The organism is Streptomyces sp. AC512_CC834, assembly GCF_019049325.1.
In the GTDB taxonomy this organism is placed as follows: Bacteria; Actinomycetota; Actinomycetes; order Streptomycetales; family Streptomycetaceae; genus Streptomyces.
Genome location: NZ_JAGMUO010000065.1, coordinates 468,705 through 489,572, shown reverse-complemented (window position 1 = coordinate 489,572; position 20,868 = coordinate 468,705). Strand labels below are relative to the sequence as shown.

The following is a 20,868-nucleotide window of genomic DNA, read 5'->3' as shown; positions in this document are numbered from 1 at the left end:
ACGGCCGGGACGGCGCGTCCGACTTCGTGCGCCACGGTTCAGGCGCCGCTCTCCCTGAGCATGTCCTCGCGCTCGACGAGCTTCACGCGCTCACGCCCCTGCGGCTCGCCCAGCGCCTTCTCCGCGGCGTCGAGGCGGTACCAGCCGTCCCAGGTGGTGAAGCGGACGTTCCGCTCGGCGAGGAAGGCGTCCACGGCCTGCGGAGCCGGCGAGGCGGGCGTATGGAGACGGCCGTTCGCGTAGTCGTCCAGCAGGTTGGACACCGTCTCGTTGGCGTCGCCCTTGGTGTGGCCGATCAGACCGACCGGGCCACGCCGGATCCAGCCCGTGACATACGTCGACTGCAGGTGCTCGCCGGACTCCTGGACGACCCGGCCGCCCGCGTCCGGGACCGTGCCCGAGTCGAGGTCCCAGGGCAGCTTGGGGAGCTGGTCGGACAGGTAGCCGACGGCCCGGTAGACCGCCTGCACGTCCCAGTCCTTGAACTCGCCGGTGCCCTTGACGTTGCCCGTGCCGTCCAGCTCGGTGCGCTCGGTGCGCAGGCCGACGACCTTGCCGTCCTCGCCGAGGATCTCCGAGGGCGACTCGAAGAGGTGCAGGAACAGCTTGTGCGGCCGGTCGCCGACGTCGCGGATCGCCCACTTCTCCAGGGTCTTGGCGACCATGTCGGCCTGCTTGTTGCCGCGCCGGGTCGCGATCGAGCCCTCGTCGTAGTCGATGTCCTCGGGGTCGACGATCACCTCGATGTTGGGGGAGTGGTCCAGCTCCCGCAGCTCCATCGGGCTGAACTTCGCCTGCGCCGGGCCGCGACGGCCGAAGACGTGGACCTCCAGCGCCTTGTTCGCCTTGAGGCCCTCGTGGACGTTCGGCGGAACCTCGGTCGGCAGCAGCTCCTCGGCCGTCTTGGCCAGGACTCGGGCCACGTCGAGGGCGACGTTGCCGACACCGAGGACCGCGACCTTCTCCGCCTCCAGCGGCCAGGTGCGCGGCACGTCCGGGTGACCGTCGTACCAGGAGACGAAGTCGGCCGCGCCGTACGAGCCGTCGAGGTCGATGCCGGGCAGGGACAGGTCCCGGTCCGCCGTGGCGCCAGTGGCGAATATCACACCGTCGTAGAAGGCGCGCAGATCGTCCAGGCTGACGTCGGTCGGGTAGTTCACGTTGCCGAAGAGACGGATCTGCGGCTTGTCGAGCACCTGGTGCAGGGCCGTGATGATGCCCTTGATCCGCGGGTGGTCGGGCGCGACGCCGTAACGGATGAGGCCGAACGGTGCGGGCATGCGCTCGAAGATGTCGATGGACACACCGGGGTCGGCGGCCACCTCGGACTTGAGCAGGGCGTCGGCGGCGTAGATCCCGGCCGGGCCGGATCCGACGATGGCTACCCGCAGAGGGCGGGGCATGTTCAGGTTCCCTTCGAGCGGCAACAGATCGACTCATGGGGAAGCCTAAACTGAGGCAAGCCTAAGTCGGTACGCGGGTCCGGTCTATGAGGTCATAAGGATATCTTATGGGATCTCATGGTTCGGGTTTGGGTGCGGGTGGCGCATGGGTGTGGCACGGGTGTGGCATGGGCGGGGCGCGGGTTTGAAGCCCCGGTCACGGGTGACGCAGGCGTGGGGCGCGGTGGCGCGTCCCGTGCCGCCTCACGAGGGGAGTCCGCGTGCAGCGCCCGGACGACAGCCCCGATCCGAACCGGTGGCGGGCCCTGTGGGTCACGCTGGTCGCCGGTTTCATGACGCTTCTGGACGTGACGATCGTCGCCGTGGCCCTGCCGTCCATGCAACGGGGACTGCACGCCTCGCCGGCGTCCGTGCAGTGGGTCGTCTCCGGCTACGCGCTCGCGTTCGCCCTGACCCTGGTGACCGCGGGCCGGATCGGCGACGCGTTCGGCAGACGCCGCGTCTTCCTCCTCGCCCTGGCCGCCTTCGTGCTCTGCAGCGCCGCCGCGGGGGCCGCGCCCGGCATCGAGCTGCTGGTGGCCGCCCGGCTCGCCCAGGGAGTCGCCGCGGGCAGCCTCGCACCGCAGAACTCGGCACTGATCCAACAACTGTTCCGGGGCGCGGAACGCGGGCGCGCCTTCGGGCTCTTCGGCGCCACCGTGGGTGTCTCCAGCGCCGTGGGTCCGGTCGTCGGCGGTGTGATCCTGGCGCTGGCCGGCCCCGAGGGCTGGCGGTGGATCTTCTACGTCAACGTGCCGGTCGGCGTGCTCGCGCTCCTGCTCGGCTTCCGCCTGCTGCCCCGGGTGGCGCCCGGCGGCCGGGGGCGGCTGGATCCGGTGGGGGTGGTGCTCCTCGGCGCCGGGATCCTGACCCTGATGACGCCGCTGGTGCTCGCCGAGAGCGGCGGCCTGACCAGGGTGTGGTGGCTGTTCCCGACGGGGCTGCTCGTGCTGTTCGCCTTCGCGCGGTGGGAGCGCCGCGTCGCCCGCCGGGGCGGGCAGCCGCTCCTCGAGCCGGGACTGCTCACCGAGACCCGTGGCTACGCCACCGGCGCGGGCCTGGCCGCCCTGTACTTCGTCGGGTTCAGCGGGGTGTGGCTGGTGTTCGCGCTCTTCTTCCAGAACGGGCTGGGCTTCTCCCCCCTGATGTCCGGACTGGCGGTGACGCCGTTCGCCGCGGGTTCGGCCGTCGCCGCGGCCGTGGCGGGCCGGCTGGTGGAACGGCTGGGGCGGCTGCTGACGGTCTGGGGACTGGTCGCCGTGATGGTCGGCCTCGGCACGACCGCGCTGCTGCTCTGGCTCGCGCCCCCCGGCCCGGCCGCCTGGATCGCGGCTCCGGCCCTGCTGCTCGGCGGGCTCGGCAGCGGCTGTGTGATCTCCCCGAACATCACGATGACGCTCCGCGACGTGCCGGTGCGGATGGCGGGCGCCGCCGGGGGCGCCCTGCAGACCGGGCAGCGGCTGGGCGGCGCGGTGGGCACCGCGGTGCTGCCGGGACTCTTCTACCTGACACTGAGCGCCACCCACGACGACTACCACGAGGCCGTGGCCCTGTCGGTGGGCACCGGCGTCGCCGCCATGCTGTGCGCGCTGACCGTCGCGGTCCGCGACTGGCGGCGGGACCGCGACGGCGACCCGCGCTGCCCGCCGGAGGTGTCCCACAGCCACACCCACGCCGGTCAGCACTGACCTCAGCACTGACCGGCGTGGCTCACCAGCCTCCGCACCCTCCGCCTGCCTGCCTGCCTGACTGCCCGCCAGCGCTCAGCGGCGCTTGCCGAACTTTCGCAGCATCTTCTGTGCCTGCGCGCGGCGACGCGGGTCCGAGGCCGCCCGGCGCACCTGCTCGGTCGCCCTGCGGCCCTGCGGGCTGCGCGCGAACCGCTTGATCCGGTCCAGTACTCCGGCCATGACGTTCCTCCGAGTCGACGACGGACCTGCCTTGTCCGTGCTCGTACCCCGGGGCGTGCCGAACACCCCGCCGGCCGCCCGCGGGTTTGGGCTCGCCGCGCCGGGCGACCCGCAGGGCAGGACATCGCAGACGAACGCCGAGAGGTGAGCCACCGTGGCCGGCAATCAGAAGTCCAAGGCGAAGATGGAACAGGCCAAGGGGAAGGCCAAGGAAGCGGTCGGCCGGGTCGTCGGCAACGAGAGGATGACGGCCGAGGGCCGCGCCGCGCAGTCCAAGGGCGACGCCCGGCAGGCCAAGGAGAAGGGCAAGGACGCGTTCCGGCACTGACACCGGCACTGACACCCCAGTACTGACAGGTACGGAGCCGGCGCACACGGGCCGCGGAACCCGGCATACGGCCGGTTCCGCGGCCCGCGTCGGGTCCGGCGGCCCGGGGTCAGCCGATGTGGTAGCTGTCCCCGTACACGTGCCAGTCCAGCGGCGGGTCGAGGTCCAGGTTGCCCTCGTTCAGGAAGACGCGCTGCGCCGTGTCGACGCGGCTGGTGTCGCTGTGCGCCTCCTCCTGCTTCATGGCCCACACCCGCGCGTCGAGGAACGCGTGCAGGTAGGCCACCTCGTCGCCGCCCTCGGCCGGCGGCCTGGCATTGCCGAGGGCCCGGTCCCGGATGCTGCCGAAGCTCGCGGGGTCGCCGCCGTCGCCGTGCATGACGATCGCGTCGTAGTACGCGAACTGCCCCAGCGTCCGCAGCCCGTCCTCCTTGCCCCGCCGTACGGCCGGGTCGAAGTAGACGCGGTCGCGCTCGTCGTCCTGCGCCCGGCGGAACTCCGGGTCGCCCGCGGCCCGGCGCCAGTCGTCCGGGTAGCCGGGATCGAGGCCCTCGTGCGAGTCGGAGCCGTCGACCTCGCGCAGCGCCGGCAGATAGCGGGCGAGCACGTTGCCGGGGCTGCGGTCGCTGTAGAGCTCCACCAGGTCGAGCATGTCGCCGGTGCCGGAGCAGAAACCGATGATGCCCGCGGTGTAGCCGCGGCCGTCACCGATGTCCTCGATGTACTGGTACTGCGCCTTCCAGTCGAGCGAGGAGTTCTCCGCGCTCGACACGAGCTGCATGGCGATCTCCTTCTTCGCCGGGTCGTCGAGCCCCGCCGCGCGCGCGGGTGTCGCCGCGGCCCGCGAGGGGGCGAGGAGGGGGGCTGTCACCAGGGACGCGCATGCCATGGCGAGCACGGTACGGCGCGAGGTGCCTGCGGGGCGCGCCGGGTCGGGGAACGGGTGCCTCACGGAATCTCCAGGTGTGGTGGGGGGTTGGGAATGCCGGGCACTGATAGGAAAGTTTCCTACCAGACAATCGGCGTCCTGGGCACCCGCCCGGCACGAAATTGGTACGGACCGAGGGCGACCCCCGCGTCCGTCAGGGCACCGGCTGCTCCGCCCAGATGACCTTGCCGGCCGGCGTGTAGCGGGTGCCCCAGCGCTCGGCGAGCTGCGCGACGAGGAACAGTCCGCGCCCGCCCTCGTCCGTCATCGCCGCGTAGCGCAGATGGGGCGAGGTGCTGCTGCTGTCGAACACCTCGCAGATCAGGCTGCGGTCGCGCAGCACCCGGACGTGGACGGTCTCGCCGCCGTACCGGATGGCGTTGGTGACCAGCTCGCTCAGGATCAGCTCCGTGGTGAACGCCAGCTCGTCGAGACCCCACTCGGCCAGCCGCCGGGTGACCTGGGAACGCACCTCGGCGACCGCCGCCGGATCGCTCGGGACGTCCCACTCGGCGACCTGGTCCGGACCGAGCGTCCGGGTGCGGGCGACCAGCAGGGCGATGTCGTCGCCCGGCCGGTCCGGGAGCCGGGCGTCCAGGACCGTCCGGCAGGTGTCCTCGGGCGTCTCGCCGGCCGTCTCCAGCGCGCGGCGCAGATGTTCCAGACCGACGTCGATGTCGTGTTCCCGGTCCTCGACCAGCCCGTCGGTGTACAGCACGAGCCGGCTGCCCTCCGCCAGCCGCAGTTCCGTCGTCTCGAACGGGAGGCCGCCCAGGCCCAGCGGGGGACCCGCGGGCACCTCGGGGAAGTCGACGGTGCCGTCGGGCCGGATCAGGGCGGGCGGCGGATGACCGGCCCGGGCGATCACACAGCTTCCGGCGACCGGGTCGTAGATCGCGTAGAGGCAGGTCGCGCCGGTGACCGGGGCGGTGCTGTCGTCGGCCGCCTCGTCCTGGTCGATACGGCCGACCAGCTCGTCCAGCAGCCCGAGCAGTTCGTCGGGCGTCAGGTCGAGGGCGCTGAAGTTGTGCACCGCCGTGCGCAGCCGCCCCATGGTCGCCGCGGCGTGCAGCCCGTGCCCGACGACGTCACCGACCACGAGCGCGACCCTGGCCCCGGACAGCGGCAGCACGTCGAACCAGTCCCCGCCGACCCCGGCCTGCGCGGGCAGATAGCGGTAGGCGACGTCCAGGGCGTTCTGATCGGGCATCCTGCGGGGCAGCAGGCTGCGCTGGAGCGTCACCGCCATGCTGTGCTCGCGGGTGTAGCGGCGCGCGTTGTCGATGGAGACCGCGGCCCGCGCGACCAGTTCCTCGGCGAGGGCCAACTCGTCCTCGTCGAACGGCTCGGGCTTCTCGGAACGCCAGAAGCTCACCACCCCGAGCACCAGGGTGCCCGCGCGCAGTGGGACGGTGATCAGCGAGTGGACGCCGTACTCCACCACCTGCGCGGAGCGCTCGTAGTCCTGTGCGCGCCAGCCCGGAGCCTCGCCGAGCCGGGGCTCCAGGACGGGCCGCCCGCCGTGCAGGGCGCGGCCCTGCGGGGAGGAGTCCACGTAGCGGATCTGCCGGCCCACCGGATAGAGCGGGACGTCCTCGCGGATGCCGCTGAGCGCGGTGCGGCGCAGCGGCGTCACACCGTTCGGCTGGCCGCCGGCCAGCACGGCGTCGAACAGGTCCACGCAGACGTAGTCCGCGAACCGGGGCACGGCCAGCTCGCCCAGTTCCTCGGCGGTGCGGGTGACGTCCAGGCTGGTCCCGATGCCCACACCGGCGGCGTACAGGATGTCCAGGCGCTCCCGGGAGGTCTCGGCGCGGCCGGACAGTGCCCGCAGTTCGGTGGAGTCGCGGAGTGTGGCCACGCTGCCGGCCGGGCCGCCCCGTACGTCCGTCGGCCGCTGGTTGACCGCCAGCAACCGGTCCTTGACGAGGTGCACCTCGTCGGTGGCGGCCTGTCCGGAGGCCAGCAGCTCCGCCGTGTCGGCCGGCAGCCCGAGGTCGAGGACGTGCCGGCCGTCGGCGTCGCCGGGCAGGTCGAGCAGGCGCCGCGCCTCGTCGTTGGAGAGCAGCAGCCTGCCCTCCCCGCCGACGATGAGCACGCCCTCGCGGACGCTGTGCAGGACCGCGTCGTGGTGTTCGTACATCCGGGTCATCTCGTGCGGTCCCAGGCCGTGCGTCTGCCGCAGCAGCCGGCGGCTCACGAGTGCCGTGCCGCCCGTCGCCAGGGCCAGCCCGACGGCCGCCGCGCTCAGCACCAGCGGCAACTGCCGGTCGGCGACACCGCCCACGTTCTCCGTGGTGATGCCGGCCGAGACCAGACCCACGACCGTGCCGTCGGGAGCCTCGACGGGCACGATGGCCTGGACCAGCGGGCCGATGGTCCCGTCGATCTGCTCGGTCACCGTCTCTCCGGCCAGCGCCGGGGCGATGTTCCCGACGAACTTCTTGCCGATCCGGTCCGGCTTGGGGTGGGTGTAGCGGATGCCGTCGGCGTTGGTGACGACCACGAAGTCCACGCCCGTGGCCTTGCGCACCGCCTCGGCCCGGGGCTGGAGCACCGCCGTGGGGTCGGGGCTGCGCAGCGCCTCGCGGATGCCGGGGGAGTTGGCCAGCGTCGCGGCCACGGAGACGGACCGGTTGCGCGCCTCCACACCGCTGTCGTGCCGTACCTGGAGCACCAGCGCGACCGCCGCGGCCACCACGAGCAGCAGCACGATGACCACGTTCATGACGAAGACCTGGCCGGCCACGCTGCGCCCGGACAGCGCCGAGCGCAGCGCCGAGGCATGCCGCCCCGCGTCCGCTCCCCGCCGTGACCGGTCCGCGTCCTCCCGGTGTCGGGCGTGCGGGCCGCCGGGACGACGGGGTGACCGCTCTCCCGATCGACCCATCAGTCGGACCATGTGCCCATGTCTACACTGCCGGGCTCCAGGAGGCGAGGGGCGACCCCTGGGACGGGGCGGCCCGCCCGGCGGGGGCCGTGGTGCGCCCTCACCGGGGGCCGCCGGGGCGTGCGCGGCGGGTGGCGAGCAGCAGGGCGATGTCGTCGAGGCGGTCCGTGGTGTGGCGGGCGGTCACGACGATCCGGTCCGCGACGCCCGCCAGCGAACGGCTCCCCGGCCGCGCGGCGGGCGCCCCCGACCTGGCGAGCGCGAGGCGCAGGGCGGTGATGCCGTCGTCGATGTCGGTGCCGGGCCGCTCCACGAGACCGTCCGTGTAGAGGGCGAGGACGGCACCCGGCTCGACCCGGAACTCGGTCAGCGGGTAGGGCGCGCCCGGGTCCACCCCGAGCACCACCCCGCCGGGCAGGTCGAGTGTCTCGGTGCGTCCGTCCGGGTGACGCAGGAGCGGTGGCGGGTGCCCCGCACGGGCGGCGCGGGCCCGTCCGGTCGCCGGGTCGAGCCGGATGTAGCAGCAGCTCGCGAACAGGCCCGGGTCCAGATCGGCCAGCAGGTGGTCGACACCGCTCATCACCTCGTCGGGCGGACGGTCGCCGAGGGCGAAGGCGCGCACGGCGCTGCGCAGTTGCCCCATGGTCGCCGCGGCCTGCACGCCGTGCCCCTGCACATCGCCGATGACCAGGGCCATGCCGTCCCCGGAGGCCACCACGTCGTACCAGTCCCCGCCCACGTCCATGCCCTGGGTCCCGGGCAGGTAGCGGCCCGCGGTCTCCAGCAGCGGGTGCGCGGGCAGCCGCCGGGGCAGCAGCACCTCCTGGAGCCCGCGGGCGAGCGCGGTCTCGGACTCGTAGCGCCGGGCCTTCTCCATGGCGTGCGCGATCAGCCCGGCCAGGGCGGTGAGCACCGAGCGCTCCTCGGTGCTGAAGCCCCGGGAACGTTCGAAGCCGAGGATGCAGGAGCCGACCGGGCGCCCGGAGGCGATCAGCGGCAGGAAGGCGCGGGCGCCCTCCGTGGCGTCCAGCGGGATGCCCGGGTACGCGGCGGCCAGTGCCCGCATCGAGTCGAAGAAGAGCGGCCGGCCGCTGGTCAGCGTCTCGACCCCGGGCAGCCGGGCGTCCAGCGGCACCCCTTCGAAGGGCGCGAGGAAGCCGGGCGGGAAGCCCGTCTCCCACGCCAGATGCAGATGGCGGTCCTGGAGCAGGTAGATGGCGAGCCGGCGGCCGCCGAACGCCGACAGCAGTTCCCGTACGACCACGGCGGACACCTGGCGGGCGGTGACGGCCTCGGTCAGGGCGACGGCCAGGACGATGGGGCGGTACTTCGCCGCCGTCGAGGCGGCCGGCGGCGCGTCGTCCGCCCCGGGCGCGTCCTGGGGCTCGTCGTGCCCGGTGCTCGGCCCGGCGGACGCCTCGGCCACCCGGTTGGCCGGGCGGAGCGTCGCCGTCAGGAAGTCCGGCCCGGGATACACCCGGACGGCGAGCCAGTCCCCCTCGTAGGGCCGCGGCGCCGTCCCGCGGCTGTCGTCGGGCGGTCGCCGGACGTGGAAGCGGACCGGCTCGGGGGAGAGCAGCGCGCCGCGGAGATGGTCCTCGTAGGCGGCCTGGTCCAGCCAGGGCACGGCCTCCCACAGGGAACGGCCGAGCAGCCCCGCCCGTGGCCTTCCCAGCAGCTCGGCGGCGCGCGGGTTCGCGTAGACGACCGCGCCGAGCCGGTCCACGCACAAGACGCCCTCCGGCAGCAGGTCGGCCGCGGCGTCGGCCACCGCGTCGGCGAAGGGATCGCGGACGACACCCCGTACCGGGCCCCCGGCGGGCGGTGCGCCCTGCGGCCGCCACAGCTCCACCAGGCGCGGCGAACCGTCCGCGGCACGCACGTACAGGGGAAGCCGCGGCGGCCGGCCCGCGGCCGTGTCGCGCAGCGCGGCGGCGACCCGGTGTCCGTCGTCGGGAGTCAGGGCACCGGTGAGCGTCTCGAGTGCCCCGGCGGCTCCGGCGACGTCGGCCGCGATGCCGAGCAGGGCGCACAGCGGCCCGTCGAGGGTGACGGCACCGGTGGCCGGATCCCAGCCGAAACTTCCGGCGCGCCGCGGCTGCCGCCCCGAGGCGGGCGGCCGCACACACAGCGGCTCGCCCTCCCAGACGACCGCCGGCGCGTCACGGTCGGCGTCCAGCCGCTCCAGGACAGCGCCCAGCTCCTGCGCCGGCCCGGCCATCCGGTCCGCGCCCTCCAGCAGCTCGGCGGCGTCGGCGGCGGGGGGACGCAGCACGGTCAGGACGCCGTACGTCCCGCCGGACCCGGCGACGGGCACGTACAGGGACCCGAAGGGGAAGGGCAGACCGGCCGCGAACTGCGGGTAACGGCGCATGGTCTCCGCGGCGTTGGGCAGCACCACGCGGACGCCCAGCCGGTAGGCGTCGGCGACCGGGAACGGACTGTCCGCGTGCAGGCGCCACCAGGGGCGGAACAGCGGGCCGGGCAGTCCGGCGAGGACGGCCAGCCGCAGCAGGCCGGGGGCGGAGGACCGCAGGTACACGCCGCCCACCCGACCGCCGGCCGCGCCGATCGCCCGGGTGGACGCGTCGATCAGCGGCGCCGTCAGCCGTCCCGGCATCCGGGCAGCGTTCCCGGGGTTCTCGGGGTTCTCGGCGCCTGTACTCATCGGCCCCACCTCGTCCGTGCGCCGCCGCGCGGGCGACACAGCAAGAATGCGCCACCACCCTCGGATCGCGCACGCGGTCGGGCCGCACGGGTGACGGCGCCGGGCGTTGACCTCGCGGACGGGAGTCCGTAACCTCCTCCCGACATTCGGAAATCAGCCCGAAACTTTCGACCGATCTACGGCACCGGTGTTCGGCGATTTCCGCCCTTCCGAACGGCCCGCACACCGATTCAAGGAACGGGATGACATGAGCATGATTCTGAGACGCCTGTCGAGGGCGGCCACCGCCGGTCTGGTGGCCGCGGCCGCGCTGACCACCGCGGCCCACTCCGCCGAAGCCGCCCACTCCGCCGAAGCCGCCGAAGCCGCTCAAGCCGCCGACACGCTCGGCTCCGCGGCGGCCGGTCAGGGCCGCTACTTCGGAACCGCCGTCGCGGCGAGCCACCTCGGCGAGGCGGACTACGTCTCCACGCTGGACCGCGAGTTCACCTCGGCGACGCCCGAGAACGAGATGAAGTGGGACGCCACCGAGCCCAGCCGCGGCACCTTCACCTTCGGCGCCGCCGACCAGGTCGTGAACCACGCGCAGAGCCAGGGCATGGACGTGCGCGGCCACACCCTCGTCTGGCACTCCCAACTGCCCTCCTGGGTCGGCTCCCTGGGCGCCTCGGACCTGCGCACCGCCATGAACAGCCACATCAACGCCCTGATGGGCCACTACAAGGGAGAGATCCATAGCTGGGACGTCGTCAACGAGGCGTTCCAGGACGGCGGGAGCGGCGCCCGGCGCAGCTCGCCCTTCCAGGACAAGCTGGGCGACGGCTTCATCGAGGAGGCGTTCCGCACCGCCCGCGCCGCCGACCCGGCCGCCAAGCTCTGCTACAACGACTACAACACCGACGGCGTCAACGCGAAGAGCAACGCCGTCTACGACATGGTCAAGGACTTCAAGTCCCGCGGCGTGCCCATCGACTGCGTCGGCTTCCAGTCCCACTTCAACAGCAACTCCCCGGTCCCCTCCGACTACCGGCAGAACCTCCAGCGCTTCGCCGACCTCGGCGTCGACGTGCAGATCACGGAACTCGACATCGAGGGCTCCGGCTCGGCCCAGGCGGCCAACTACACCAAGGTCGTCGAGGCCTGCCTCGCGGTGGACCGCTGCACCGGCATCACCGTCTGGGGTGTCACCGACAAGTACTCGTGGCGCAGCGGCGGCACCCCGCTGCTGTTCGACGGCGACTACAACGAGAAGCCGGCCTACGACGCCGTCCTGTCCGCCCTGGGCGGCTCGGGAGACCCGGGCGATCCGGGCGACCCCGGGGACCCGGGAGACCCGGGCGACGGCACCGTGAGCTGCACCGCCACGTACACCAGGACCGCGGACTGGAGCAGCGGCTACAACGGCCAGGTCACCGTCACCGCGGGCAGCGAGCCGATCGGCTCCTGGACCGCGACGGTCACCCTGCCCGCGCAGCAGTCCGTCTCGTCCCTGTGGAACGGCACACCCACCTGGAGCGGCAACGTCATGACGGTGCGGCCCAGTTGGAACGGCACGCTGGCGGCCGGCGCGTCGACCAGCTTCGGGTTCACCGTGGCGAAGAACGGCAGCGACGCCGCGCCCTCGGTCGGCACCTGCACCGCTTCCTGACCCGTCCGTACGCCTGACGCGGTCGGTCCGGGTCCGTCCAAAAAGGGCGCGTCCGGCGGAAGTCAGGGCAAAGGGATCGTGCGAAGGGCCCCGGTGCGTATCGTGAGGGGCCGGGGACCTTCGCTCCTCCCACTCGGCCCCGGACCGGACGGTGAGGCTCTGTATGACTCCGGCGCACGGACCCGATACCGCGGACGCCTCCGTCGTGTCCGCGGTGGTGGAGTTCAGGGGCGGATCGGCGATGATCCCGGCCTCCAGGGACGTCGTGCACGGCTTCGTCACGCGACTCGCCGAGCGGGGCGTGGACCTGGCGGACACCTTCCCGGACTCCGCCCGCCTGGTCGCGAGCGAACTGGTGACGAACGCGCTGCGGCACGCGCCCGGCCCCTGCAAGCTGGAGCTGACGCTGGTGGACGACCGCGTCGAGATCGCGGTGTCGGACACGGGGGAGGGCTTTCCCACGTTCCTGCCCCGCGATCCCCTGCGGCTCGGCCGGCACGGTCTGGAGATCGTGACGCGGCTGTGCGACGAGGTCATCACCAAGCCGCACACGACGGGCAAGACGGTGTACGCGCGCCTGCCGCTGCGCTGACCCCTCTCAGGCGGTCAGGGCCCGCTCCACGCTCGGGTAGCAGTCGATGAGCGCGTCGACACCCACCAGCCGCAGCACGCGCTCGACCGCGTCGCGCGCCGCGGCGAGCCGGAACCAGACGCCGCGGGACTCGGCGGCCCGGTGCGCCGAGATGAGCACGTTGATGCCGCTGGAGTCCAGGAAGCCCACCTCCCCGAAGTCGACCACCGTGCCCGGCGCGGACTGCACCGAGGACAGCAGGACGTCGCGGAGCCGGCTGCTGCCGTCGAGATCGACCTCTCCGGCGAGTGTCACGATGCTGACGTCGTCGCCCGTGGTGGTACGGGTGATCAGCAGCCGCTCCGGTACTGCCGCTCCCTCGATGTCCACCACGTTGTCCTCACTTCTCGCAGGTGCCCGGCCGTCGTCGGTGGCTAGATGTTAAGGCTCTTCCGGGCCCACGTGGACCCGTTGTGCGGACCGGGCCGACCGGACCCGGGGCGTCGGCCCCGACGCGCGCGACGGCGCTCCGCTGACTACGGTCGAGGGTGTGGTGGCTCACACATTCGAGGAGCTCGTGCACAAGCGTCGCGCGGCGGACCTGGCACAGCACCGGGTCGAGGAACTGCGCGACTCGTACGGGCCTCCCACGCAGCATCAGTGGACCCCGCGGCAGTCGGACACCTACGAGACCGCCGTACGGGCGTGGCGCGACCTGGACCGGGACGCGCGGACCGCGATGTCGGAGTACGTCAAGGAGGGAGGCCAGTCCCGGCACAAGATCGAGGCGAAGGTCCGCAAGGCCGTCCAGGACGACGGGCGGGGCACCTGACCGGGCACCTGACCCGGCACCTGACCGGGCCCGGACCGCACTGACTCCGCCCCGGCCCCCGCCGGTCTCAGCCCTGTCCCGCCGTGACCTCGCCGACGAGGTCGCGTACGGCGTCCAGGGCCGCCGCCCGGTCCTCGGGGACCAGGCCGACGCGGGTGCGCCGGTCGAGCAGGTCGGCCTCGTCGAGGGCGCCCTCGTGGCGCAGCGCCCACAGCAGTTCGGCCCCGGTGACGGGGTGGCCCGGCAGCACGCGTTCGGCGAGCCGGGGGTCGCGGGCGGCGAGGGCCTGGACGTCTTGTGCCTCGGTGCCGTAGTGCCGCACCAGGCGGCGCGGCGCCCGCACCTCGGCCAGGGTGCGCGGGGCGGCGGCGCCGACCAGGGGCAGCGCGGCGGTGGGGGACGGGCCGGCGGCCAGGCCGCGGGCGGCGACGGCGGCGTCCACGGCGTCCTCGGCCATGCGCCGGTACGTGGTGAGCTTGCCGCCGACCACGGTGATCACGCCCTGGGACGAGGTGAGCACGGCGTGCCGGCGCGAGACGTCCGCGGTGCGGGGCCCGCTGCCGTGCCGGTCGGCGGACGTGGTGTCCAGCAGGGGACGCAGCCCCGCGAAGGCCCCCACCACGTCCTCGCGGTGGACGGGCACCTCCAGCACGGAGCCCAGCACGTCGAGCAGGAAGCCCACGTCGGTCTCCGGCACCTCGGGAACGTCGGGGACGTCACCGTCCACGGGCTCGTCGGTCAGCCCGACGTAGACACGGCCGTCGCCCTGGGGCAGGACGAGGACGAAGCGGTTGGTCTCCCCGGGGACCGGTACGTGCAGGCCCGCGGGGAGTGGACCGAGGGTCTCGGAGCGCAGGACGAGGTGGGTGCCGCGGGAGGGGCGGACCCGGATGCCGTCCACGAGGCCGCCGGCCCACACCCCGGAGGCGTTGACCACCGAGCGGGCCCGGATCACGCCCTCCTCACCGGTGAGCTCGTCGCGTATCCGGGCACCGGAGGAGGTCAGCTCCAGCGCCCTGACCCGGGTCAGGATCCGGGCGCCGCGCGCCGCGGCGGTCCGGGCGAGTGCCGTGACCAGCCGGGCGTCGTCGGTGAGCCGGCCGTCCCAGGACAGCAGGCCGCCGCGCAGCCGGTCGGAGCGCAGCGCCGGGGCGAGGTGGCGGGTCTCCACCGCGGACAGCCGACGCGGCGCGGGTAGCGTGGCCCGGGCGGTGCGCGCCGCCAGGCGCAGGGTGTCGCCGGCCCGGAACCCGGCCCACGCCAGCGCGCCCTGGCCGCGGGAGACCAGCGGTGTCAGCGGCAGCACGAAGGGCTGGGCGCGCACCAGGTGGGGCGCCGTGCGCTCCATCAGCACCCCGCGCTCCACCGCGCTCTCGTGGGCGACGTCGAGCTGGCCGGAGGCGAGGTAGCGCAGGCCGCCGTGGATGAGCTTGGAGCTCCAGCGGGAGGTGCCGAAGGCCAGGTCGTGGGCGTCGACGGCGACGACGCTCAGGCCCCGGGCCGCGGCGTCCAGCGCGACGCCTGCGCCGGTCGCGCCGAGGCCGACGACCAGGACGTCCACGACGGGTCCGCCGACGGTGTCGGTCAGCTCGCGCGAGCGCCGTGCGGCGGACAGGGAGGCTGAGGCCCCGGCGGCGGGGTGACGGGTGGGGCTCATGGCGTGAGGATCCTCTCCAGGACGGTGCGCAGCTCCGCGAGGAGGGCCTCGGGGGTCAGCTCGGTGTCGTCCTCGTCGGTCATGGTCCGCAGCGACAGGGCGAAGGACTGCACGATCAGCAGCACCGACCGTGCCTGCCGCCCGGTGTGCACCCGGCGCACCGACCCGTCGGCGTGTCCCTCCTCGAGCGCTTCGGCCAGCAGTCCCAGCAGGGCCTCCTGGCTCGCCCCGCGCCGGTCGAGCACGTAGGGCAGCAGCAGCTCGGGATCGACGTCGACGATCTTGCGGAAGAGCGGGTGGGCGCGGAACGCCTCCACCCCCGCCACCAGGCCCTCGACGACGCGCGGGCGGGTGCCCGTGTCCGCCCGGGGCCCTGGGATGGCGCCGGTGGCAACGGCGATCCACTCCCGGGTCATCAGGTCGCCGACCAGGGACCGCACGTCCGGCCAGCGTCGGTACAGGGTCATCCGCGAGACGCCGGCGCGGCGGGCGACGTCGGTCATCGTCGTGCGGCGGACCCCGACGGCCAGCACGCAGTCGCGTACGGCGTCCAGCACCGTGTCGTTGTCCGAGGTGCTCGGCCGGCTCGAGTGGTTGTGACGGTTGGGCGTCATGTGTAACAGTGTAACGCCACTGGGGTCGTGCGGACGGCATTCCCCGAAGCGACCGTGAGGACGACAGGCGATGGACATGCTGTGGAACGGCTGGGGCGACCCCGCCCGGGCGACGCCGCTGCCCGACACCGTGACGGGACTGCTGCGCGACCTGCTCGGCGTCACACCCCGCGCCGCCGCACCCCTCCCGCTGGAGGACGTCGACGTACCCGAGTCGCCGCTGGACGAGGCCGCCCGCCGCGCCCTGGAGGCAGCCGTAGGCGAACGCGCGGACGACGTACGCACGGACGCCGAGAGCCGCATCCGGCACACCCGCGGCAAGTCCACCCCCGACCTGCTGCGGATGCGGACCGGCGATGTCACCGACACCCCGGCCGTCGTCGTCCTCCCGGACAGCCACGACGAGGTGCTCGCCGTACTGGCGGCCTGCGCCGGGCACGGGCTGAGCGTCGTCCCCTTCGGCGGCGGCACCTCCGTCGTCGGCGGCCTCGCCCCGCAGCGCGACGGCGTCTTCGCCGCCCTCGACCTGCGGCGCCTGAACCGCCTGCTCGACCTCGACGAGGTCTCCCGCACCGCCACCCTCCAGCCCGGTCTGCGCGCCCCGCGGGCCGAGGCGCTGCTCGCCGAGCACGGCTACACCCTCGGCCACTTCCCCCAGTCCTACGAGTGGGCCACCATCGGCGGCTTCGCCGCGACCCGCTCCAGCGGACAGGCCTCCGCCGGCTACGGCCGCTTCGACGAGATGGTCCTCGGCCTCACCCTCGCCACCCCCGAAGGCACCCTCGACACGGGCCGCGCCCCGCGCTCGGCGGCCGGACCCGACCTGCGCCAGCTCGTCCTGGGCTCGGAGGGCGCCTTCGGCGTCATCACGTCGGTCACCGTGCGCGTGCGGCCCGTGCCCCGGGTCCGCCACTACGAGGGCTGGCGCTTCGCCTCCTTCGAACAGGGCACCGCGGCCCTGCGCCGGCTCGCCCAGGACGGCCCGCGTCCCACGGTGCTCCGGCTGTCCGACGAGACCGAGACCCTGATCGGCCTGGCCCAGCCCGAGGCCATCGGCGCCTCCCTCCAGAAGCAGGACGCCGGGTGCCTCGCGGTCGTCGGCTTCGAGGGCACCGAGGAGGACACCGCGCACCGCCGCGAGGGCGCCGCCGCCGTCCTGCGCGAGAGCGGCGGCACCTTCGCCGGCGAGGACGCGGGACAGCGCTGGGCCCACGGCCGCTACTCGGCGCCGTACCTGCGCGACTCCCTGCTCGACGCCGGGGCGCTCGCCGAGACCCTGGAGACGGCGGCCTACTGGTCCCGCCTCCCCGCCCTGTACGCCGCCGTCCGCGAGGTGCTCACCGGCACCCTCACCGAGTCCGGCACCCCGCCCCTGGTCATGTGCCACATCTCGCACGTCTACGAGAACGGCGCCTCCCTGTACTTCACGGTCGTCTCCGCGCAGGGCGAGGACGCCGTGGCGCACTGGACCCGGGCCAAGCACGCCGCCAACGAGGCGATCCTCGCCGCCGGCGGCACCATCACCCACCACCACGCGGTGGGCACCGACCACCGCGACTGGTACGTCCGGGAGGCGGGCCCCCTCGGTGTCGAGGCCCTGCGCGCCGTCAAGCGGAGCCTGGACCCCGCAGGGCTGCTCAGCCCGGGCGTCCTGCTGCCCGCGGACTGACCCCGCCGGGCAGCGCGCCCCCACCCCCGTGAGACAACAGTCCGGCACCACCCGCCAGCCCGGAGGCACCTCGATGCGACAGTTCACCGCCGTCGTCAACCCCACCGCGGGCGGCGCCACCTCGGCCGCCGCGCTCCTCGGGGTGGCCCGGCTGCTGCGGGAGGCGGGCGCCGGTCTCGAGACCGCGTACAGCAGCAGCCTCGCGCACGCCCGGGAACTCGCCCGCGCGGCCGGGGAGCGCGGACGGGTGGTGCTCGCCGTCGGCGGCGACGGCATGGCGGGCGGGATCGGCGGCGCCCTCAGCGGCACCGGGACCGTGCTCGGACTCGTCCCGGCCGGGCGCGGCAACGACTTCGCCCGGGCGCTGAAGCTGCCCACCGAACCGGCCGGGCTGGCCCGGGTGCTGCTGCACGGTGACCCACGCCCCGTCGACACCGTCGAGGTCACCTCGGCCGTCCACGACCGAACCGTCGTCCTCGGCAGCGTCTACGCCGGAGTCGACGCGCTCGCCAACCACCACGCCAACAACGCCCGCCTGCTGCGCGGCACCGCCTCCTACTACGCGGGCGCGCTGCGCGCCGTGGCCGCCTGGCGGGCCACCCGCTACCGGGTCACCGTCGACGGCGAGGAGCACACCTTCACCGGCTACACCGCGGTGGCCGCCAACTCCGGCTACTACGGCTCCAACCGGCTCATCGCCCCCTCCGCCCGCGTGGACGACGGACTGCTGGACGTGGTGATGATCCATGAGGCGCCGCGACTGCTCTTCTTCGCCCTGATGAACGAACTCGCCACGGGCGCCCACATCCACCGGCCCCAAGTACGCGTCCTGCGCGGACGGGAGGTCCGCATCGAGGCCGACCGGCCGGTGCCCTACGGCGCCGACGGCGAGGTCGAGGCCGTCGTCCCGGTCACGGCGAAGGTGCTGCCCGGAGCGCTGCGCGTCCTGTGCTGATCAGCCCCGGGGAGTGGTGAAGCGTTCCCACACCCGGTGCGAACCCATCAGCTCCGTGACCCGCTCCAGGGCCGCGGTGCCGGAGTCGGCGACGACCACCCCCGCGGCGTCGGCGGGCACCCCCGACGCCGCGAGCGCCGGCTCACCGCCCGCCCAGACGCCGATCGCCTTGCCGTGCCGGAACGCCTCCGACAGCAGCAGGCTCACCCGCGGGTCGATCGTCGTTCCCTGCCCGGCGGGCGCGGGAGCGGCCTTGTAGTCCCGCGGGGTGTAGGCGTCGCCGCCCATGTCGGGCGTCCCCGCGAGCAGTACGGCGTCGAACTCGACCGACCGCGCGGTGACATAGCTGCGCTGCACGGTCAGCGCGGCGTCGCCGGAGCCGAGGGTTCCGCCGGTCGGCGCCACGACCAGCGGCACCATCCCGGCGTTCAGCACCGCCTCCCGTACGGCCGTCACGCCCTCCAGGTCCGCCCCGCCGGTCACGATGCCGACGACCCGGCCGTCGAGCGGCCAGACACCGCCCACCTGGGACAGCGCCGGGCTCGGCTCGACGTCGGCCAGGGGCACGGTGGGCTGCGGGGCGGGCAGGCCGAGACCCTCGGCGACGCCCGCGCACAGCTCCGGGTCGATGTTGGCCAGCACCTGGAGCGTCCGCTCCCTGACGGCCTGTTCGTAGCACTTGGCCAGCTCGAAGGTGTAGGCGCCGACGATGTGCTCGCGCTCCACCGGGCTCATGCTCAGCCAGAAGCGGCGCGGCTGGCTGAAGTGGTCCGCGAACGACTCCGGGGCCTCGCGGACCTTCGTCGCCTCGGGCACCCGCACCGGCGCCTCGACGAACGCGCCCGTGTCCGCGCTCGCGGTGAACGGGCAGCCGCCGTCCAGGGAGTTGGGCCGGTAGGGCGCCACGCCCCGGTGCACGGCGCTCTGGTGCATGCCGTCGCGCAGCATGTCGTTGACCGGCGCCTGCGGCCGGTTGATCGGTAGCTGCGGGAAGTTGGGGCCGCCCAGGCGCGTGAGCTGCGTGTCCAGGTACGAGAACAGCCGCCCCGCGAGCAGCGGGTCGTCGGTGATGTCGATGCCCGGTACGAGGTGGCCGACGTGGAAGGCGACCTGCTCGGTCTCGGCGAAGAAGTTGGACGGATTGCGGTCCAGGGTCAGCAGCCCCACCGGCTGCACCGGCGCCAGCTCCTCGGGCACCATGTTGGTCGGGTCCAGCAGGTCGATGCCCTCGAAGGTCTGCTCCGGGTTGTCGGGGAAGGTCTGGATGCCCAGCTCCCACTGCGGGTACGCGCCCGCCTCGATGGCGTCGGCGAGGTCCCGGCGGTGGAAGTCCGGGTCGATGCCGTTGATCATCTGTGCCTCGTCCCACACCAGCGAGTGCACGCCCAGCCTGGGCTTCCAGTGGAACTTCACCAGCGTCGTGGCGCCCTCCGCGTTCACCAGCCGGAAGGTGTGGACGCCGAAGCCCTCCATCATCCGGAAGGAACGCGGGATGCCGCGGTCGCCCATGAAGAAGAGGGTGTGGTGGGTCGCCTCGGTGTGCAGCGAGACGAAGTCCCAGAAGGTGTCGTGCGCGCTCTGCGCCTGCGGGATCTCCCGGTCGGGGTGCGGCTTCGCGGCGTGCACGACGTCCGGGAACTTGATGGCGTCCTGGATGAAGAAGACCGGGATGTTGTTGCCGACCAGGTCGAAGACGCCCTCGCTGGTGTAGAACTTCGTCGCGAAACCGCGGGTGTCCCGCACGGTGTCGGCGGACCCCCGCGAGCCGACCACCGTGGAGAACCGCGTGAACACCGGCGTCTCCACGTCCGCCGCCAGGAACCCGGCCTTGGTCACCGACGCCGCCGTGCCGTAGCTCTGGAACACCCCGTGCGCACCCGCGCCCCGGGCGTGCACCACACGCTCCGGAATCCGCTCGTGGTCGAAGTGCATGACCTTCTCGCGCAGATGATGGTCCTGCAACAGCACGGGCCCGCGCGGCCCGGCCTTCAGCGAGTGATCGGTGTCGTACAGCCGCGTGCCCTGAGCGTTCGTCAGACGGCTTCCGGACTGCGCCACCCGCGCCTGGTCGGCGCCCGTGGGCTGACCGGTCGGCGACACGGTGTCCGGGCCGCTCTGGTCCGGCTTCGGGGGCAGCGGCTCCCTGGGCTCGGTGGGCTCGGCGACAGCGGGCGACTCGGGACCGGGCCGGCCGGGGATCCCGTCCGGCGGTCCGCCCGCCTCCCCGTGCAGGCCCTCGGTCACCTTGCGGACCGCTCGCTCGATCGGGTTGGCCTCGCTCATCGGCCTTTCTCCGTTCTGGGCGGGCCGCTGCACGCGCCCGGTCGTGTTCGAGTACCGACTGCCGTGGTGGGCCGTGACCGCGTACCCAGGCTTCGGGAGTCAAGGCATGGGCGCGCGAGGACGCGCGAGGAACGGAGGCGGTCGGCTCAGGTCCGGTGCCAGACCAGCGTCACCGGCCCGGGTGCGGGACGCCACCGGGGGCACGCGCTCGGGGGAGGGCTCCGCCCCTGAGCGCCGGCCGGAGCCCTCGAACCGCCGCGCCGCCTGGCCCGCGCCCAGGACCTGTCTAGCAATTCCCGTCTGCCTCGCGACGCCATGCACGCACTCTCGCCGCACCGGGCGCAGAGCCAAGTACATCCAGTACGAGGCTCTACGCCCGGCACTCCCCCCAGTCTCCGGCCGGGGGGACCCCCAGAGCACGCACCTGACGCCGCGAGGCCGCCCTCCGGGCGACGACGGGAATTGTCAGACAG

16 protein-coding genes are annotated in these 20,868 nt (G+C 73.7%); 7 read left to right on the top strand and 9 right to left on the bottom strand.

Annotation, left to right across the window (positions count from 1 at the left end; all coding sequences use genetic code 11):
- Positions 1 to 38: 38 nt before the first annotated feature.
- Positions 39 to 1,403, bottom strand: a complete 1,365-nt coding sequence (locus tag KUM40_RS24365) for an FAD-dependent oxidoreductase (RefSeq protein ID WP_217168231.1) — start codon at positions 1,401 to 1,403, stop codon at positions 39 to 41.
- Between the two features lie 260 nt (positions 1,404 to 1,663).
- Here KUM40_RS24365 and KUM40_RS24360 point away from each other — a divergent pair, with 260 nt between their 5' ends.
- Positions 1,664 to 3,130: an MFS transporter gene (locus KUM40_RS24360; protein WP_217168230.1), complete on the top strand. Its 1,467-nt coding sequence runs from the start codon at positions 1,664 to 1,666 to the stop codon at positions 3,128 to 3,130.
- 75 nt (positions 3,131 to 3,205) lie between these two features.
- On the opposite strand, the gene KUM40_RS24355 is transcribed toward KUM40_RS24360, so the two are convergent.
- On the bottom strand, positions 3,206 to 3,352 hold the full coding sequence (locus KUM40_RS24355) for a hypothetical protein (RefSeq protein WP_217168229.1): 147 nt from the start codon (positions 3,350 to 3,352) through the stop codon (positions 3,206 to 3,208).
- A gap of 154 nt (positions 3,353 to 3,506) precedes the next feature.
- Here KUM40_RS24355 and KUM40_RS24350 point away from each other — a divergent pair, with 154 nt between their 5' ends.
- Positions 3,507 to 3,680: a CsbD family protein gene (locus KUM40_RS24350; protein WP_217168228.1), complete on the top strand. Its 174-nt coding sequence runs from the start codon at positions 3,507 to 3,509 to the stop codon at positions 3,678 to 3,680.
- Positions 3,681 to 3,789: 109 nt separating this feature from the next.
- Here KUM40_RS24350 and KUM40_RS24345 read toward each other — a convergent pair whose 3' ends face one another.
- From KUM40_RS24345 to KUM40_RS24335, 3 genes are all read right to left on the bottom strand, one after another.
- Positions 3,790 to 4,632 (bottom strand): chitosanase, encoded by an 843-nt coding sequence (locus KUM40_RS24345; protein WP_217168227.1) that lies wholly within the window; start codon positions 4,630 to 4,632, stop codon positions 3,790 to 3,792.
- 130 nt (positions 4,633 to 4,762) lie between these two features.
- Positions 4,763 to 7,498: a SpoIIE family protein phosphatase gene (locus KUM40_RS24340; RefSeq protein ID WP_254395527.1), complete on the bottom strand. Its 2,736-nt coding sequence runs from the start codon at positions 7,496 to 7,498 to the stop codon at positions 4,763 to 4,765.
- Between the two features lie 100 nt (positions 7,499 to 7,598).
- Positions 7,599 to 10,166, bottom strand: a complete 2,568-nt coding sequence (locus KUM40_RS24335) for a SpoIIE family protein phosphatase (protein ID WP_217168225.1) — start codon at positions 10,164 to 10,166, stop codon at positions 7,599 to 7,601.
- Positions 10,167 to 10,413: 247 nt separating this feature from the next.
- Between KUM40_RS24335 and KUM40_RS24330 the strand changes: the two genes are divergently transcribed.
- Complete coding sequence (locus KUM40_RS24330; protein ID WP_217168224.1) at positions 10,414 to 11,814, top strand: endo-1,4-beta-xylanase; 1,401 nt, start codon at positions 10,414 to 10,416, stop codon at positions 11,812 to 11,814.
- A 163-nt stretch (positions 11,815 to 11,977) separates the two neighbouring features.
- Positions 11,978 to 12,406, top strand: a complete 429-nt coding sequence (locus tag KUM40_RS24325) for an ATP-binding protein (RefSeq protein ID WP_217168223.1) — start codon at positions 11,978 to 11,980, stop codon at positions 12,404 to 12,406.
- A gap of 6 nt (positions 12,407 to 12,412) precedes the next feature.
- Here the strand turns inward: KUM40_RS24325 and KUM40_RS24320 are convergent, their stop codons facing one another.
- Positions 12,413 to 12,775 carry an STAS domain-containing protein gene (locus KUM40_RS24320; RefSeq protein ID WP_308401222.1) on the bottom strand — a complete coding sequence of 121 codons (363 nt, stop codon included), beginning with the start codon at positions 12,773 to 12,775 and terminating at the stop codon, positions 12,413 to 12,415.
- A gap of 163 nt (positions 12,776 to 12,938) precedes the next feature.
- Between KUM40_RS24320 and KUM40_RS24315 the strand changes: the two genes are divergently transcribed.
- A complete protein-coding gene (locus tag KUM40_RS24315; RefSeq protein WP_308401234.1) occupies positions 12,939 to 13,217 on the top strand; it encodes a hypothetical protein in 279 nt (92 codons plus the stop codon).
- Between the two features lie 67 nt (positions 13,218 to 13,284).
- Here KUM40_RS24315 and KUM40_RS24310 read toward each other — a convergent pair whose 3' ends face one another.
- On the bottom strand, positions 13,285 to 14,874 hold the full coding sequence (locus KUM40_RS24310; RefSeq protein ID WP_217168221.1) for a glycerol-3-phosphate dehydrogenase/oxidase: 1,590 nt from the start codon (positions 14,872 to 14,874) through the stop codon (positions 13,285 to 13,287).
- Positions 14,871 to 15,488: a TetR/AcrR family transcriptional regulator gene (locus KUM40_RS24305; protein ID WP_217168220.1), complete on the bottom strand. Its 618-nt coding sequence runs from the start codon at positions 15,486 to 15,488 to the stop codon at positions 14,871 to 14,873. Before KUM40_RS24305 ends, KUM40_RS24310 begins: the two co-directional genes overlap by 4 nt.
- Before the next feature lie 70 nt (positions 15,489 to 15,558).
- Between KUM40_RS24305 and KUM40_RS24300 the strand changes: the two genes are divergently transcribed.
- Both KUM40_RS24300 and KUM40_RS24295 read left to right on the top strand, forming a co-directional pair.
- The gene (locus tag KUM40_RS24300; protein ID WP_217168219.1) at positions 15,559 to 17,157 is read left to right on the top strand and encodes an FAD-binding oxidoreductase; all 1,599 of its coding nucleotides are present in this window, start codon (positions 15,559 to 15,561) and stop codon (positions 17,155 to 17,157) included.
- Positions 17,158 to 17,230: 73 nt separating this feature from the next.
- Positions 17,231 to 18,112, top strand: coding sequence for a YegS/Rv2252/BmrU family lipid kinase (locus KUM40_RS24295; protein WP_217168218.1), 882 nt, complete (start codon positions 17,231 to 17,233; stop codon positions 18,110 to 18,112).
- Here the strand turns inward: KUM40_RS24295 and catB are convergent, their stop codons facing one another.
- Positions 18,113 to 20,395, bottom strand: coding sequence for a catalase CatB (catB, locus tag KUM40_RS24290; protein ID WP_217168217.1), 2,283 nt, complete (start codon positions 20,393 to 20,395; stop codon positions 18,113 to 18,115).
- Between the last annotated feature and the right edge of the window lie 473 nt (positions 20,396 to 20,868).

Bases quoted from the DNA above. Each gene is read 5' to 3' on its own strand.
- KUM40_RS24310 (WP_217168221.1), bottom strand. From the start codon at position 14,874: ATGAGCCCCACCCGTCACCCCGCCGCCGGGGCCTCAGCCTCCCTGTCC.
- KUM40_RS24335 (WP_217168225.1), bottom strand. From the start codon at position 10,166: ATGAGTACAGGCGCCGAGAACCCCGAGAACCCCGGGAACGCTGCCCGG.
- KUM40_RS24340 (WP_254395527.1), bottom strand. From the start codon at position 7,498: ATGGGTCGATCGGGAGAGCGGTCACCCCGTCGTCCCGGCGGCCCGCAC.
- KUM40_RS24295 (WP_217168218.1), top strand. From the start codon at position 17,231: ATGCGACAGTTCACCGCCGTCGTCAACCCCACCGCGGGCGGCGCCACC.
- KUM40_RS24325 (WP_217168223.1), top strand. From the start codon at position 11,978: ATGACTCCGGCGCACGGACCCGATACCGCGGACGCCTCCGTCGTGTCC.
- KUM40_RS24355 (WP_217168229.1), bottom strand. From the start codon at position 3,352: ATGGCCGGAGTACTGGACCGGATCAAGCGGTTCGCGCGCAGCCCGCAG.
- KUM40_RS24365 (WP_217168231.1), bottom strand. From the start codon at position 1,403: ATGCCCCGCCCTCTGCGGGTAGCCATCGTCGGATCCGGCCCGGCCGGG.
- KUM40_RS24300 (WP_217168219.1), top strand. From the start codon at position 15,559: ATGGACATGCTGTGGAACGGCTGGGGCGACCCCGCCCGGGCGACGCCG.
- KUM40_RS24330 (WP_217168224.1), top strand. From the start codon at position 10,414: ATGAGCATGATTCTGAGACGCCTGTCGAGGGCGGCCACCGCCGGTCTG.
- catB (WP_217168217.1), bottom strand. From the start codon at position 20,395: ATGAGCGAGGCCAACCCGATCGAGCGAGCGGTCCGCAAGGTGACCGAG.
- KUM40_RS24305 (WP_217168220.1), bottom strand. From the start codon at position 15,488: ATGACGCCCAACCGTCACAACCACTCGAGCCGGCCGAGCACCTCGGAC.